General features: G+C 38.9%; 10 protein-coding genes. All 10 read right to left on the bottom strand.

Going from position 1 to position 15,574, the window contains the following annotated elements:
* Positions 1-4: 4 nt before the first annotated feature.
* Positions 5-2,668: a DUF4118 domain-containing protein gene (locus E4T88_RS16310; protein WP_167755474.1), complete on the bottom strand. Its 2,664-nt coding sequence runs from the start codon at positions 2,666-2,668 to the stop codon at positions 5-7.
* Positions 2,669-2,670: 2 nt separating this feature from the next.
* Positions 2,671-3,246, bottom strand: coding sequence for a potassium-transporting ATPase subunit KdpC (gene kdpC / locus E4T88_RS16305; RefSeq protein ID WP_135107310.1), 576 nt, complete (start codon positions 3,244-3,246; stop codon positions 2,671-2,673).
* 6 nt (positions 3,247-3,252) lie between these two features.
* Positions 3,253-5,328 carry a potassium-transporting ATPase subunit KdpB gene (kdpB, locus tag E4T88_RS16300; RefSeq protein ID WP_135107308.1) on the bottom strand — a complete coding sequence of 692 codons (2,076 nt, stop codon included), beginning with the start codon at positions 5,326-5,328 and terminating at the stop codon, positions 3,253-3,255.
* A 13-nt stretch (positions 5,329-5,341) separates the two neighbouring features.
* The gene (gene kdpA / locus E4T88_RS16295; RefSeq protein ID WP_185146754.1) at positions 5,342-7,033 is read right to left on the bottom strand and encodes a potassium-transporting ATPase subunit KdpA; all 1,692 of its coding nucleotides are present in this window, start codon (positions 7,031-7,033) and stop codon (positions 5,342-5,344) included.
* An 11-nt stretch (positions 7,034-7,044) separates the two neighbouring features.
* The gene (gene kdpF / locus E4T88_RS16290; protein WP_006844131.1) at positions 7,045-7,134 is read right to left on the bottom strand and encodes a K(+)-transporting ATPase subunit F; all 90 of its coding nucleotides are present in this window, start codon (positions 7,132-7,134) and stop codon (positions 7,045-7,047) included.
* Between the two features lie 280 nt (positions 7,135-7,414).
* On the bottom strand, positions 7,415-9,055 hold the full coding sequence (locus E4T88_RS16285; RefSeq protein WP_135107304.1) for a RagB/SusD family nutrient uptake outer membrane protein: 1,641 nt from the start codon (positions 9,053-9,055) through the stop codon (positions 7,415-7,417).
* 73 nt (positions 9,056-9,128) lie between these two features.
* Positions 9,129-12,272: a SusC/RagA family TonB-linked outer membrane protein gene (locus E4T88_RS16280; protein WP_438503331.1), complete on the bottom strand. Its 3,144-nt coding sequence runs from the start codon at positions 12,270-12,272 to the stop codon at positions 9,129-9,131.
* A gap of 502 nt (positions 12,273-12,774) precedes the next feature.
* A complete protein-coding gene (pyrF, locus tag E4T88_RS16275; RefSeq protein ID WP_135107302.1) occupies positions 12,775-13,599 on the bottom strand; it encodes an orotidine-5'-phosphate decarboxylase in 825 nt (274 codons plus the stop codon).
* 56 nt (positions 13,600-13,655) lie between these two features.
* On the bottom strand, positions 13,656-14,741 hold the full coding sequence (prfA, locus tag E4T88_RS16270; protein ID WP_135107300.1) for a peptide chain release factor 1: 1,086 nt from the start codon (positions 14,739-14,741) through the stop codon (positions 13,656-13,658).
* Between the two features lie 298 nt (positions 14,742-15,039).
* Positions 15,040-15,549, bottom strand: a complete 510-nt coding sequence (locus E4T88_RS16265; RefSeq protein ID WP_135107298.1) for a lipid-binding protein — start codon at positions 15,547-15,549, stop codon at positions 15,040-15,042.
* Positions 15,550-15,574 lie beyond the last annotated feature (25 nt).

Here is a 15,574-nt window from a genome sequence, read left to right as displayed (position 1 = left end):
CTGCTTATTCGTTTATGTAAGATATTTTTGTCGGTATTTTTATAGTGAAACGTGCCCCTCCATTCTGCCTGTTTTCTACACTTATTGTTCCTTTATGAGCTTCCACAAATCCTTTCGCAATAGATAGCCCCAAGCCCAACCCTCCTGTTGTTTTATGTTCTGTTTTGAAGAACTTATTGAAGACAAAAGGGAGTGTGTCAGGAGGAAAACCGGGTCCCCGATCCATTTCCTGAATAATCAGATATTCATTATCATAGAAAGATTTTAATCGGATTGATGTTCCAGGGGTTGAGTATTTACACGAATTGTAAACCAAATTATGCAATACCTGTTCCATTAACCCGAAATCGAGTTTGACTAAAGGCATTGTTTGCGGCACAACAATATCCAAGCGGTAAGGTTTCAGTTCGTCTCGTAGATTATCTGTTACTTTGTTAAACAGATCATTCATATCGCACCAGTCGGTATGCAATGTTATCTTCCCTGTTTCGAGACGCGATATATTCAATAGATTCTCTACCAGACGGTTCAGCCGTCCCGATGCTGTTAGTATCTCATTGTATAGCTCCTTCCGTACTTTTTCCGGATGTGAGTCGGCTAGGAGAGTGTCCGATGCTCCCATAATTGTAGCAATCGGAATCCTTAGCTCATGAGATATAGAGTTGAACAGTGTTTTGTACAACTTATCTGATTCGTCAAGCAGATTTGCTTTTTTTGCTTGTTGAGCAAGATCATGATGCTCCAACGTATTCGATATCTGTGTAAGGAATGTATCCCAAAATAGCTCAGTCTCTCCGTTAAATTTCTTTTTAGGTTTTATCGCAACAACTCCCGCTTTCGTTTTCATACCTTTCAGAGGATAGAAAGTATATTCACTTAAAGAAAGAGTGTCAGTATATTTTCCTGCCTTTTTGGAATGTTTGAAAACCCATTGTGCAATACTATATTCCGATTCCGTAAAGTCTCCCGGCTTCGCATTTTGTTGTTTTTTCTTTAATCTGCCTTCTCCATCTTGAAGAAGAAAATATGCATCTACACCAAAATAGTTGTTTATATCTTCTTTAGAAACCTCTAAGATTTTTTTTGTGTTTTCTGCATTTGCAAGTTGTTTCGTCAGGTGAAACAAAGCATTTGTTTTCTCGGCTCTTTTGCGTGTCAATCGTTCCTGTTTACGTACTTTAGCTGTTAGCGTTCCCGTCACTAATGCTACCGCAAAGAACATACAGAATGCGAGTAAATCCTCGGGTTGAGTTATCTTTAATGTATATTGGGGTGTTATGAAAAAGAAATCCCATGCTACTGCGCTTACAGCCGAAGCCATCATGATAGGACCTAAGCGGAAAAACATCGATAGGATGAGGATTACAAATAGTAGAATAAAAGATATCGACTGATACCCTGTCTCCCTAACAATAGGCAAGCAAAGCAAAACAGTAGCCAATACGGCTATAAAAGCTATGATGTAATGTTTGTATGACGATGAAAAATCCGGATAAGAAACTAACTTTCTTTTATATTGTTTTGCTTCAAATCCCGGTTCTATAACGTAAATGTCTATTTCTCCACTTTCTTTCAGTAACCGATTTACAAAGTTGTCACGTGAGAATAGCGATGAAAAGAAACTCTGTTTGCCCGATTTACCAATAATAATGTGTGTAATATTTTCTTTATGTGCAATATCCAGTGTTGTGGAAACGAGGTCGCTTCCTGAGGTTATTATTACTTCTGCACCAAACTCTCGGGCAAGATCAATATTTTTAGACAATTGTTCTTGTTGCTCTTCATTTAATACCTGTGTGTTTTCCACATGCAAAGCGACGAGGTCTGCACCCATCGTATATGATAAATTTTTTGCCCATCGTATCAGCTTGGCAGAAGATTTACTTGGCCCTACAAGAACCAGCAGATGCAACCCCGACTTCCACGGACCAGCTATTTGTTTCTGCTGCATGTAAGATTTAAGCTGTTTATCTACCCTGTCGGCAACAAGGCGGAGCGACATTTCACGCAATGCGGTTATATTTCCTTTCCTGAAAAAGTTTTTTGCGGCTTCTCTCGATTCCGGTAAAGCGTATATCTTGCCTTCTGCTAAACGGTCGAGAAGAACATTTGGGGTAATGTCTATCAACTCCACATCATCCGCCATTTCAAACAGCTCGTCCGGAATGGTCTCTTTAACGGTTACCCCTGTTATCTGGGCTACGGTATCGTTTCTACTCTCCAGATGTTGGATATTGACAGTAGTGTATACATTTATACCATTGTCGAGTAACTCTTGTATATCCTGATAACGTTTTGCATGGCGGCTTCCTTCTGCATTGGTATGTGCAAGCTCATCTACCAAAACCAGATAAGGATGTCTCAAAATAATGGCATCCAAATCCATCTCCTCAAGAGATGTTCCTTTATATTCTATTTTTGTACGGGGGATAATTTCGAGACCTTCTAGTAGGGCACTTGTTTCCGGTCGGTTGTGAGACTCTATATATCCTACCACCACATCAACTCCTTTAGACAAGTCTATATGTGCCGTTTGTAGCATCGAATAGGTTTTGCCTACACCGGGTGACATTCCGAAAAATATCTTCAACTTCCCACGTTTCTTGGTTTCCTCTTCCTGATTTATCGAAGTTAAAAGCTTATCAGGATCAGGACGATTTTCTTTCATTTTCATTTCAACTTATCCAGTTCCAAATTTAGCATAAAAACATTTACTCTCTTGCATCCCAATATACCAAATTGAGGTGACTCTGTCAGTTTATCTACTAGCATGTTTAGTTTTTGCTTTTGTCCTTCCGAAAACCCTCGGGCTTCAGATATACGTTGTATTTGTATCTTTGCTGCCTCGGGCGAGATATGCGGATCTAATCCACTAGCTGAAGCGAATAGCAAGTCTTCTGGGACGATGGTTTCATTAGATAATTTATTCTTTGTTGTGATGTCTGTTTTTCGCAATCGCACAAGTTCGTATAGCTTCTTACTTGTCAGGCTGAGGTTCGAACCTCCCGATGCCAGCGTGTTATAATCTGTTGCTGATGGTCGGGGATTGAAATAGATCACTGTATCTGTTTTTTGACCAATTAGTTCACTACCTCGCAATATGCCGTTGACTTCAATTAATGATCCATTTGCCTTTGACGAAAAAGCTAATTGAGCAATTCCGGTTATGAACAAAGGATAAATAACGCCTAAAAGCAGAGTCATTATTCCCAATATTTTTAATGATATAATTAATTGACTTTTCATTTTTGTTCAGAATATTTGTAATAACATATCTATTAGTTTGATTCCAATAAATGGTGTTGCAATACCACCAAGCCCATAAATACAAAGATTACGGAGTAGAGATTTAGATGGTGATTCAGCTCTGTATTTTACTCCTTTCAGAGCCAGAGGTATCAGAAATATAATTATAATGGCATTGAATATAATTGCACTTAAAATTGCATTTTCGGGAGAAGACAAACCCATAATATTTAATACGGACAATGCCCCTTTACCTGATATTCCGGCATATAATGTAACCCCTATTGCCGGAATGATTGCAAAATATTTAGCTACATCATTGGCGATACTGAATGTGGTTAACGCTCCGCGGGTCATAAGTAATTGTTTCCCTACTTCGACTACCTCTATCAGCTTAGTCGGGTTACTATCCAGATCGACCATATTTCCGGCTTCCCGTGCCGCTTGTGTGCCGCTACTCATAGCTATGCCAATATCCGATTGGGCAAGAGCAGGAGCATCATTTGTGCCATCACCGATCATTCCCACTAAATGACCGTTCGATTGCTCTTCTCTTATCTTTCTAAGTTTATCTTCCGGCTTTGCTTCAGCCAAAAAATCATCTACTCCGGCTTCTGCTGCAATGGCGGCAGCGGTTAACGGGTTGTCTCCGGTAATCATCACTGTTTTTATTCCCATTTTTCGTAATTGGGTAAAGCGTTCTTTAATACCCCCTTTCACAATGTCCTTCAGGTGTATAATGCCTAGCACCTTGTTATCTCTTGCTACTATCAGAGGAGTAGCTCCCTGTTGTGACAACTCATCTGACTTCTGTTTTATATCTTCAGGGAAGAATCCGTTATTATTAAAAACGAAAGAACGTATCGCATCTACAGAGCCTTTTCTTATTTTTTGTATCTTGCCATCAACAGTTATGTCTACACCGCTCATTCGGGTTTGTGCGGTGAAAGGGATAAATTCCGCTTCTATTCCCGCAAGGTCACGCCCCCGAATATTAAACTTCTCTTTAGCCAAAACTACAATCGAACGACCTTCCGGTGTTTCATCACTCAGAGAAGATAGTTGTGCCACATTGGCTATTTCATTTAAGCTTACACCTTCGGCGGGAATAAAATTGGTTGCCATACGATTTCCCAAAGTGATTGTCCCTGTTTTATCCAATAGTAAAACATCCACATCACCTGCGGCTTCTATTGCACGTCCGCTGGTCGCTATTACATTATGCTTCATAAGTCTGTCCATACCACTTATACCAATTGCGCTCAGCAATCCTCCGATAGTGGTAGGGATAAGGCAGACCAAAAGGGCAATTAGTACGGGCAAGCTCAAATTGTTTGATTGCGGTAGCCCTGATGCATGTAGACTATAACCGAAAAAAGAAGGTAGTGTGGCCACTGCAAGAAGAAAAACAATAGAAAGTCCCGAAAGTAAAATAGTTAAAGCAATCTCGTTTGGTGTTTTCTGCCGTTTAGCTCCTTCCACTAACGCGATCATCCTGTCGATAAATGTATTTCCGGCATCGGAGGTTATTCTAATAATAATCTTATCGCTTAATACCTTTGTTCCTCCCGTTACTGCATTTCGGTCGCCTCCGCTTTCTCGGATTACAGGAGCAGATTCTCCGGTTATTGCCGACTCATCTACGGTTGCTATTCCTTCTATGACTTCGCCATCGGATGGAATAATATCCCCGGTTTCGCAGATTACAACATCATTTTTTTTCAAATTTTCGGCAGCTACAATTTCTTCCCTTCCATCTTTCAGAAGGCGGGCTTTAGTTCGGGAACGATTGGCTTTCAGACTCTCTGCCTGAGCTTTGCCTCTCCCTTCGGCAATAGCTTCCGAGAAATTAGCGAATAAAACGGTTATCCATAACCATATTGCTATTTGTAAGTTGAAAGTAGAAAATACTCCGTCTATTGTTCCTTCAAAAACAATGATGGTTGTAAGCAAAGCTCCGATAGCAACAATAAAGATAACCGGATTTTTGATTAATAAATTCGGATTTAATTTGATAAAGGATCTTTTGATAGCCTCTATCAATATCTTTTTATCTAAGAAACTTTTATTTTGATTTTTCATTATTCTGTTGTTTTTAAAATAGAACTCCGTTTTGCATTAGGATATGGTCTACAATTGGCCCTAACGATAAAGCAGGGAAGAATGTCAGACCTCCAACAATGATAATAATTGATATGAGTAATCCAACAAACAATAGATTATCAGTTCGGAACGTCCCTTGAGACACCGGGATGATTTTCTTTCGAGCAAGGCTTCCTGCTATCGCAAGCACAGGAATGATAATACCGAACCGTCCGATAAGCATCCCCAAAGCTATCAGGAGATTATAGAAAACTGTAGATGCATTGAGTCCGGCAAAGGCACTACCATTATTGCCTGCGGCAGAAGTAAAGGCATAAAGTATTTCTGATAATCCGTGTGAGCCTCCATTATTCAGTCCCGACAGTCCTTGCGGAATAGAGCATGCAATAGCTGAAAATAATAGAATAACAATAGAAGGGCTAAGTATTGCTATGAGAGCCATTTTCACTTCAAAAGCTTCTATTTTTTTACCCAAATACTCAGGAGTACGGCCAACCATGAGGCCTGCAATAAATACAGTGAGTATAATAAATATGACAATACCATATAAGCCTGCACCAGCTCCGCCATAAACGACTTCACCCAACATCATATTTATCATGGCTACCATTCCCGAAAGAGGAGTGAGGCTGTCATGCATAGCATTAACCGATCCATTAGATGCTGCAGTTGTGACTGTTGACCACAGCACACTATTTGTTATTCCAAAACGAGTTTCTTTCCCTTCCATATAAGCCATATTGTGCCAGACGTCCGATTGGTGAAATTCGGAATATAAAGAGACAAAAAGGCCTGCTCCCAATAAAATAAACATAGCTGCAAATATCGCCCAGCCTTGTTTTTGTGATTTCACCATTTTTCCGTAAGTGTATGTCAAAGCTGCAGGGATAAGCAAAATGGATAAAAGTTGCAGAAAGTTGGAAAAAGGTGTCGGGTTTTCAAACGGATGGGCACTATTTGTCCCAAAGAAGCCTCCTCCATTAGTTCCCAACTGTTTGATAGCAATCTGAGATGCTGCGGGACCTTGTGGTATAACTTGTGTATTTCCTTGTAGGGTTGTGACATGGGTGTAACTATCAAAATTCTGGATTACTCCTTGTCCAGCCAATAAGACTGCAAGTAGGATGGATAAAGGAAGTAAGATATAGAGTGTAGAACGGGTAATGTCTACCCAGAAATTACCGAGTATATCTGTTGTCTTCCCTTTTATTCCACGTATTAGTGCCGTCAAAACAGCAATCCCTGTTGCTGCGCTTAGGAAGTTTTGCACTGTAAGTCCTATCATTTGGCTGAAATAGCTCAGACCAGTTTCTCCCGAATATGATTGCCAATTGGTATTGGTTATAAAGCTCACCGAAGTGTTAAATGCTGTGTGCCAATTCATATTCCCTATCTGCTGAGGATTTAATGGTAGCCATTGCTGAGTTACTAATACTAAGAATAAGAAGAGAAATCCTATCAGGTTAAATAGTAACAATGCCATGGTGTATTTCTTCCAATTCATTGATAGGTTTGTATCTACTCCGCATATTTTGTATATTAACTTCTCTGGTTTGCTAAATATCGGAGTTAATATATTTTTCTCTCCATTTAATACTTTGGCCATAAATGAACCCAATATAGGTGTCAACGCTGTAAGCAAAAATAGAAAAAGGAAGATTTGTATATAATCATTGATTTCCATATCAATTATCATTAAAATTTTTCGGGTTTTATTAATACATAAATGAGATATCCTAGAATGAGGATAGCTATAATTGCTCCGATGATATAAGTTATTTCCATATTTTATATTCATTTTAAGTACGATACAAAGCTATAGTGAAAGTTGTAAGGATTTTGTAAAGAAAATAGATGCGGTATAAAGATTTTATAAAGATTTTGCGGAGTCTTGTGAAGTTCCTATAAGGTCGCTGGGTAGGGTAGAGTAGAGGTGTTTCCGAATTGAGTTTCGGATTTAAAATAAAGCAAGACAATAGCCGAAAATATTATTTTCTCGTATTGCCTTGCTTGTTAAATTATTGAAGAGCTTGTCAATCGATAATATTGCTCTTGTTCAAAAAGATCATTGATATCCTTTATTTTGTGTCAGCTTACCATTCGATTTGGTAACTTGAACTGCCGGATAAGGAAATACCATCATATAATCCTGATATGGATTCTTTATCTTATAATCTTGATAATCTGCGATTTCAAATGTTGATTCAGGGTTCGCGCGATCAGCATATTTACGTACACGTGGATGAGAATTCAACTCTTTGTTAGCTAAAGCCTTAATAGTTGCATTCGAAGAGCGATTCCAGCGTTTCAAATCAAACAAGTGGTCTGTGAATTCAAAGGCCAGCTCACAACGACGCTCATGATACAAATCAGCCATTGTTGGTGTATGATCGAGAAGGGCAAGATTTGATCTTTGACGTACTGCATCAATATCCTTTTTGGCTTTATCCGCCTGATTGGTCATCAGATAAGCCTCGGCACGGAATAGAAGCATTTCGGCAAAGCGGATAAGTGGAAAATTGATACGGGCAGTAGGCCAGTCTCCACTTGTATTCACATAACCGGCTTCAGACGCATTTGCATATTTGAACGGGTCCATGTATTTATTAATCATAAACCCGGCTTCTATATCTGATGTTGAGTAGAATTTGCGAGTTGTACCCCAGAACTCGAACTCCTGATTGTATTCAAGGATAGAACGTTTCAGACGATCGTTTCCTACTCCATCTTTCAACATTTCTTCATAAATATCGTATGATGGTTTGTTCTGTCCCCAACCATTAAAGATACCCCAACCTTTGTTTTCGAGAACAACTCCTGGAAACTCACTACCACCACCGTTTGCTCCACCATCCGAAGGGATAGACCAGATATATTCACTATTCCAGAATTTAGAAAAATCGGAAGAAAATACTTCGGCGAATGTAGGAGCTAGTGCACGTCCGTAATTTGTTTCCAACGAATTTACCATATCTATTACATTCTTCCATTGGGTTTCGTCCCATGTTGCCCAATAAGCATAAACCTTAGCTTTGTAAGCTACTGCAGCAGCCTGATGTGCACGACCTTTGTCTTCGTCGGCGTATGCCTCAAATTTTGGAAGATAAGTTATTGCTTTGTCCATATCTTCAATAATGTACTTGTAGTTATCTACAACAGATGCTTGTTGCGGAGGGATAGAGTTATCATAACCGCTCGGAAAATCTTCGTAGCGAACAAATGGTGCTCCCTGTTCGTTGGTACCATATCTGTATGCCATAACGAAGTGAGACATTCCACGCATAAAATATGCTTCACCCAAGCTTCGTGTTTCGATACTGCTTAGGGTTGTACTCTTTTGTTTTTTCAATAGCTCCTGAATTACCCAGTTGGAATAAGCAATATTTTCATAAAATAGAGTGAAGTTATTGTTCAAAGGACTTTCATCTCCTGTATAAGCAAAAGTAGCCAGTGTAGGAAAACCACGTGTACGTCCCCAAACGATATCGCATGCAGCGCCTTGTTCCCAAAATAGGTCACGACCATATGATGTTTCTCTGTGAAGAGGTTTATATAAAGCTGTTATTGCATCTATAGCCTGCTGGTCGTTCTTAAAGTAAGAAGTGGTAGTAGGATTCCCTTCCGATTGAACATCCAAAAAGTCGGAACAGGAACTAAAAGCCAGAACAAATAAGACTAATGCAATTATAATTTTTTTGCTATCCATATACGTTGATTATTAATGCAAATCTGTAATTAGAATGATCTGCCGGTTTATTTAATTAGTATTGAATATTATTTTAATATGTAAGTTTTACTCCTAAAGATAGAACTCTGGATACCGGGTATTTAATTGCATCCCATCCTCCTGTTTCAGGGTCCATTCCTGAGTAGTTGGTGAATGTATACAAATTCTCTCCACTCACATAAACAGACATATTGCTGTTGCGTTGGGCTAGGTGAGATGATTTGCGGAGTATGCTGCTCAAGTCATAAGAAATAGTCAAGTTCTTGAAGCGCACATACGAAGCATCTTCCAAATACCAATCTGACGCAGTAGCAAAGTTACCGTTAGGGTCTGATTTTGATAAACGAGGTATATTTGATGATGTGTTTGTCGGACTCCATGCATTCAATATTTCGTTTGAGCGGTTAAAGTTGCCTTCAACATCACTTAAAGTCATGTATTTACCTACGTATAACGATTGTGCACCACCTACACCCTGGAACATAGCACTCAATGATACTTTCTTGTAAGTGAAGCCCAGAGTGAAAGCAAATGTTGTTTTAGGTATTGCACTGCCACAATATTGACGGTCGGCAGTGTTGATTACTCCATCATTATTATAGTCTACAAACTTCAGGTCTCCGGCTACAGCATTTGGTTGAATACGTTTTCCGTCTTTGTCTACATACGCTGCGGCTTCTGCATCGCTTTGGAAAATTCCGTCCGTCTTTATTAAGAAATAAGAATTCAAAGGCTGTCCTTGCGCAGTTTGATACAAATAAGGAAGATTTCGGAATGTAGTATTATCTGTCCATACCCCCGGTGTTCCGTCTGCATTTTTCACACCTATATCAGATACCCAGTTTCTCAAAGTAGAGAAGTTGCCTGACACGAAGTAAGACATGTCTTTGTTGATATGGTCAGCCCAGTTGGCCTGTATTTCAAATCCTCTATTACGCACTTCTCCCTGATTGACTTTCATCGCTTGTAACCCCATTGTTGTAGGCCAATCCATCGATTGAGTTTGAATCAGGTTGAAGGTTCTTTTGTCAAAATAATCGAGTGATAGGGCTAAGCGATCTCTAAACATACTGACATCTAAACCAAAGTCGGTTTGTTCAGACGTTTCCCATGTTAGGTCGGGATTAATAGCCAGATTTTTATATACGCTTGTACCCCATTTGCCGCCAGCAGTCACTCCATATTGCCCTGAATTGTTATCTGTGTTTTCCTCTTTTGTGAGGATTAGTGATTTGTAATTCATAATTACCGATGATATATTACCTACACGTCCCCATGATGCTCGTACCTTGAGTAGGCTTAGAAGATCTGTTTTCTTAAAGAACTTTTCGCTCGAAATTTTCCAGGCCAGTGTTGTTGCAGGAAAATCACCGTAATTGTTTTCTTTTGGTAAACGTCCGGCATAGTCGCGACGCCACGATCCGGTTACAAAGTATCTATCGTCGTAAGAATAAGCTAACCGTGATATAAGCGAGACATTCGCATCGGGGCCATTCAGATAATCTTTAGCTGTTGTAGATCCTGCAAAAGCAAGATATTGTAAGAAATCCGATTCGTCGGCAAATCCAGTTCCTGATACACTAAATCCACGTTGGTCGTAGTGATCGGCAGTAGTAGACAGGAGTCCACTTACCGAATGTTTGCCAAATATTCCGTCATAAGTTAGTGTGTTTTCTGTTTTCCACTGATCCGAGCGATAAGTAGATTCGTTCAGGGTATTTGACATGTTTGGTTTACCTACTTCATCACGGATAGGTGTGAAATTCTTATAGTAATTACTTGCCAAATTATATGAAAAGCGGCTGGTAAACTTTAGTCCATCTATTATGTTCGCAATTTCAAGAGTTGTATTTGTCCATGTATTGCTTGTTTTGTTGTAATTATTATCAGCAAGTAGTAAGCGAACAGGGTTAATGGCGTCTCCATGAATATCAGCAAAGTTTGAACCATATTTTGCAATATAAGCAGGGTCTTCAGTCGTAACTCCTCCATAAGATCCGTCTAAAGGATTATAGACTGTAGCACTACGAGGCATATATAGTGCAGAAAGAATAGCTCCGGAATAAGCGCTTCCTGTATCAATTCCTCGCCTTTGTGTATTTTTCCAAACAAAATCTTCAGAAATTGTTACCCACTTATTCAGCTTCATACTTGCATTGTAGCGGAAATTTATTGATTTGTTGAAAGTATTGATCAATGTTCCCTGATCGTTGTCAGAAGAAAATGATATACGGTTTTTAAAGCTTTCCGTTCCTACATTCAATGCTACATTGTGACGTTGATATGGGGCTGTTCTGAAAATTTCATCCATCCAATCGGTTCGTGTGGTCCCTACATATGGGTTGCGGCTAATATCCCAACCAATAGGTAATGTGAGACCTGCATTACTGTAAGAGGTTTTACGCATTTCTATTTGCTGTTCTGCCGTTAAAGATTGAAGGAGATTAGTAGCCTGACGTGTACCGAATATACCTTCATACGAAAGAGATGGTTCGCCTTTCTTTGCTTTTTTTGTGGTAACCAAAACCACTCCACCTGCTCCCGATTGAGCTCCGTAAATGGCAGCTGATGCAGCATCCTTAAGCACAACAATAGATTCAATGTCATTCATTGAAGCGATAGGCATTCCCGGAACGCCATCTACTACCCAAAGGACATTATCTCCTAGTTGAGAACCTTGTCCACGAATTACGATATTAGGAGTAGAAGTAGGGTCTCCACCATTTGAGCTAATGGTTACGCCGGCCAACTGACCTTGAAGCATATTTTCGGTAGAGCTTACGGGACGAACGGTTAATTCATCAGCATTGCTGATAACACCTACCGCAGCAGACAAATCTTGTTTGCGGGCATTGCTTCCATAACCTAGTACTACAACCTGATCTAGCGACTGGGCATTTTCAGTAAGGGTTACGTTAATAATTCCAGCATCAGCAACACGTTCCACTGTTTCATATCCAATGAATGAATAGCGTATAATAGACTGTTTGTTAGGAACGTCTAATGTATACTTCCCATCCAAGTCTGTAATTGTACCTATGGTTGTCCCTTTTACAGACACACTCACACCCACTAAGGGCAATCCTTCTGAGGATACTGTTCCTTTTACTTGCGTACTTTGTGCCCATACGCTCTGCGAGGAAATGGACATAAAAGTAAGAAACATGAAAATTTTAAATAAATACTTCTTTAACATAAATTTTGCTTTATATTTAAATTATCTCAAATTGCAGAGGCAAAAATAGATGTTAAGCCAAAAGAGATAGACAATATTATATTAAGTATTTATTAATTATTTCTTACAGAATATAAAGGTAAATTTCATTGTTATCTACCCCTTTAAAGGCGATTTCATCTATCTGCCTGTTTAGGTTAACGTGCTGAAAATATTAAAATGAATATTATATGAGTTAGTCTTCAATTATTCTGAATTTCATTATTGAAATTTGCTACAAAGGAATGGAAAAGTTGTATCTTTTTTATAAAAAAATATAATTTTTTTTAGTTTCAGTTTGTTAATTTTTTAGTCGGCTTATTTTTCTGTTCAATTGCCTCTTAAGTATCTAAATAGAAAAACTCCGAAGCCGTTCCTGTAAACAACTTCGGAGTTCTATTATTTGTATGTCTATATATTACTATATTTATTTCTTTGAGATAAAGATTAGAGACGCTTTGATATATAGACGTAAATAAAATGATCAAATTAATTTTGCTAAATATGTCGCCATTTCTTCTTGCACTTTTTTCGCTTCGGCTGTAGCGGCAAAAGCAAAGTCTACAGAATTGTCTGCATAAATTATAGCACGAGAAGAATTTACGAGTAATCCACATTGCGAATTCATACCATACTTTACGACATCGGCAAGGCTTCCTCCTTGTGCGCCTACACCCGGAACAAGTAAGAAATGATTAGGTGCATACTTCCGAATATCAGCGAACATTTCTCCTTGTGTAGCTCCCACTACATACATCAATTGCTCGTCAGTTGCCCATTCCTGAGATTTTTTGAGTACCTTTTCGAAAAGACGCTCGCCGTTCTTGTCTTCTGTCAACTGGAAATCATAAGAACCCTTGTTAGACGTAAGGGCTAATAGAATAACCCATTTGTTGGCATATTTAATAAAAGGCTTCACGCTATCTTCTCCCATATAAGGAGCTACGGTGATAGCACTGGCTTTCAGGTCTTCGAATGCAGACATGGCGTACATCTCCGATGTATTGCCTATGTCTCCACGTTTAGCGTCTAGTATAATAAACTGATCAGGATATCTCAGGCGAATATATTCTATCGTTTTGTGTAAAGCCACGATCCCTTTTACCCCTTGGCTTTCATAGAATGCAGCATTCGGTTTGTAAGCAACACAATATTTTGCAGTCGCATCTATTATTGCTGTGTTGAAAGCATAGATAGGATCTTCTTCATCTAATAAAAAAGAAGGGATTTTATTTATATCGGTATCTAACCCCACGCAGAGGAAAGATTTTTTTCTTTTAATATTCTCAAATAATTCTTGCTTTGTCATATTTGTATCTTCAAAATTAGAGTCGCTTTTGTCTTATTTCTAATCCTTTTTATTTTTTACATTTCGCTTTCTTTAAGCCTTTCGGTATTTTCCGCAATTATCAATTGGTCTATAATTGGCTGGATTTCTCCATCCATTACTGCCGATAAGTTATATAAGGTTAGATTGATTCTGTGATCAGTCATTCTTCCTTGCGGATAATTGTATGTTCTAATCTTAGCCGAGCGGTCACCTGTCGATACCATTGTCTTACGTTTCGAAGCGATTGCATCCATATATTTAGATAGCTCTATATCATAAAGCTTTGTTCTCAACATTTGCATCGCAAGCTCTCTATTGGCTAATTGAGATCTTGATTGCTGGCATACAACGACCAGACCTGATGGCTTGTGCGTTAGCTGTACTTTGGTTTCAACCTTATTTACATTTTGTCCTCCCGCACCACTCGAACGGGCTGTCTGCATTTCAACATCAGCAGGGTTTATCTCCACGTCAACCTCTTCGGCTTCGGGTAATACGGCAACAGTAGCAGCAGAGGTATGTACACGCCCTTGAGTTTCGGTTGCAGGGACACGTTGAACGCGATGCACTCCCGATTCGTATTTTAGAATGCCGTATACTCCTTCGCCAGTTACAGTAAATATAATTTCTTTGAATCCCCCGGAAGTTCCCTCGGTAACGCTTGTGATCTCTGTTTTCCAACCTTTTACTTCACAGTATTTCTGATACATACGATAAAGGTCTCCCGCAAAAATAGCGGCTTCGTCACCTCCTGTTCCTCCGCGTATTTCCATGATTGCATTTTTGCTGTCTTGAGGATCGGCCGGAACCAAAAGAAACTTTATTTCTTCTTCCAACTTAGGCATACGTTCATTTGCAGCATCCATTTCCTCTTTTGCAATTTCTCTTAATTCAGAGTCATTTTCGTTTTCAAGGATATCTTTTGCTTCGTCTATGGTGGCTAGTAGTTGTTTATATTCTCTACGTGCTATATCTATTTTTTCTAAATCGCGATATTCTTTATTCAGTTTGACGTATCTTTTCATATCGGCAATTACGGCAGGGTCTGTAATAAGTTTGCCTATTTCTTCAAAGCGGATATTCAGTGCATCAAGTCTTTCTAATAATGACGAGTGGGCCATATCTTAATCTATCTTATATTTAATTTGGGGCAAAGGTACTGAAAAAGGTGTCTAGATTATTACTAAGAGATGGAAAATTTGATTAAGAAATAGCAATTGAGTATCTCTGAATGGAGGCTTTGTTAGTCAATTTTTTAAGGTTTGTATAGTTGTAAGTATATAAAAAAGCGAAGAGACCGAATTCGGTCTCTTTAAAGTTTGACGCATCACTGCATTAAAAGCGTGTTTGTATGATGAGCGCGTAATTGTAAGGAGCGCGCTCAGTCTCCTTTTTAATTAATACTTTCAACCTATACGATCAATCCTCAGACCATCCTGTGAAACGATAGCCTTGAGCTGTATATGTCTTCCCCGGAAAGCGAGAATTCGTAAAAGTGAAATATATAGAATCGGAAACAGTACCTGAGGGAGCAGTGGCTCCTTTCAAGATAATCTTTCCATCTGTCAATGTAAATGTATTTGTTGAAGAAGCAACATTTCCTGCTAGATTTTCGATATTACTTCCTGAAAAACTGAGCGTTGATAAGTCGCAATTGATTTTGCCATTAATAGAGTAAGCATTTGCTCCACTTAGTGAATAACTACCAATGCGTATCCAACATTGAGTTTTTGATTCATCAGAAGTATTAGAAATTTCACAGTAGTTTTTATATACCTGTTTTCCGGCTTCATCTTTTACAATTACTCTATACTTTCCTCCCAAAGGATGGATAGAAGAGTATTCTATTTCATAGTCTCCGTATGTTTCGCAAGATGCAAATCCTAGGAGTAATAATAACAGGACTGAAATATATCTTATTTGTTTCATATTATTTTCTTTTAAAAACTGAGTA

The sequence above is a fragment of the Dysgonomonas mossii genome (genome assembly GCF_004569505.1).
Classification (GTDB): Bacteria; Bacteroidota; Bacteroidia; order Bacteroidales; family Dysgonomonadaceae; genus Dysgonomonas.
This window is presented reverse-complemented; position numbering and strand designations above follow the sequence as displayed.

Coding starts and splice junctions, on each gene's coding strand:
- E4T88_RS16310 (WP_167755474.1), bottom strand. CDS start 2,668: ATGAAAGAAAATCGTCCTGATCCTGATAAGCTTTTAACTTCGATAAAT.
- kdpC (WP_135107310.1), bottom strand. CDS start 3,246: ATGAAAAGTCAATTAATTATATCATTAAAAATATTGGGAATAATGACT.
- kdpB (WP_135107308.1), bottom strand. CDS start 5,328: ATGAAAAATCAAAATAAAAGTTTCTTAGATAAAAAGATATTGATAGAG.
- kdpA (WP_185146754.1), bottom strand. CDS start 7,033: ATGGAAATCAATGATTATATACAAATCTTCCTTTTTCTATTTTTGCTT.
- kdpF (WP_006844131.1), bottom strand. CDS start 7,134: ATGGAAATAACTTATATCATCGGAGCAATTATAGCTATCCTCATTCTA.
- E4T88_RS16285 (WP_135107304.1), bottom strand. CDS start 9,055: ATGGATAGCAAAAAAATTATAATTGCATTAGTCTTATTTGTTCTGGCT.
- E4T88_RS16280 (WP_438503331.1), bottom strand. CDS start 12,272: ATGTTAAAGAAGTATTTATTTAAAATTTTCATGTTTCTTACTTTTATG.
- pyrF (WP_135107302.1), bottom strand. CDS start 13,599: ATGACAAAGCAAGAATTATTTGAGAATATTAAAAGAAAAAAATCTTTC.
- prfA (WP_135107300.1), bottom strand. CDS start 14,741: ATGGCCCACTCGTCATTATTAGAAAGACTTGATGCACTGAATATCCGC.
- E4T88_RS16265 (WP_135107298.1), bottom strand. CDS start 15,549: ATGAAACAAATAAGATATATTTCAGTCCTGTTATTATTACTCCTAGGA.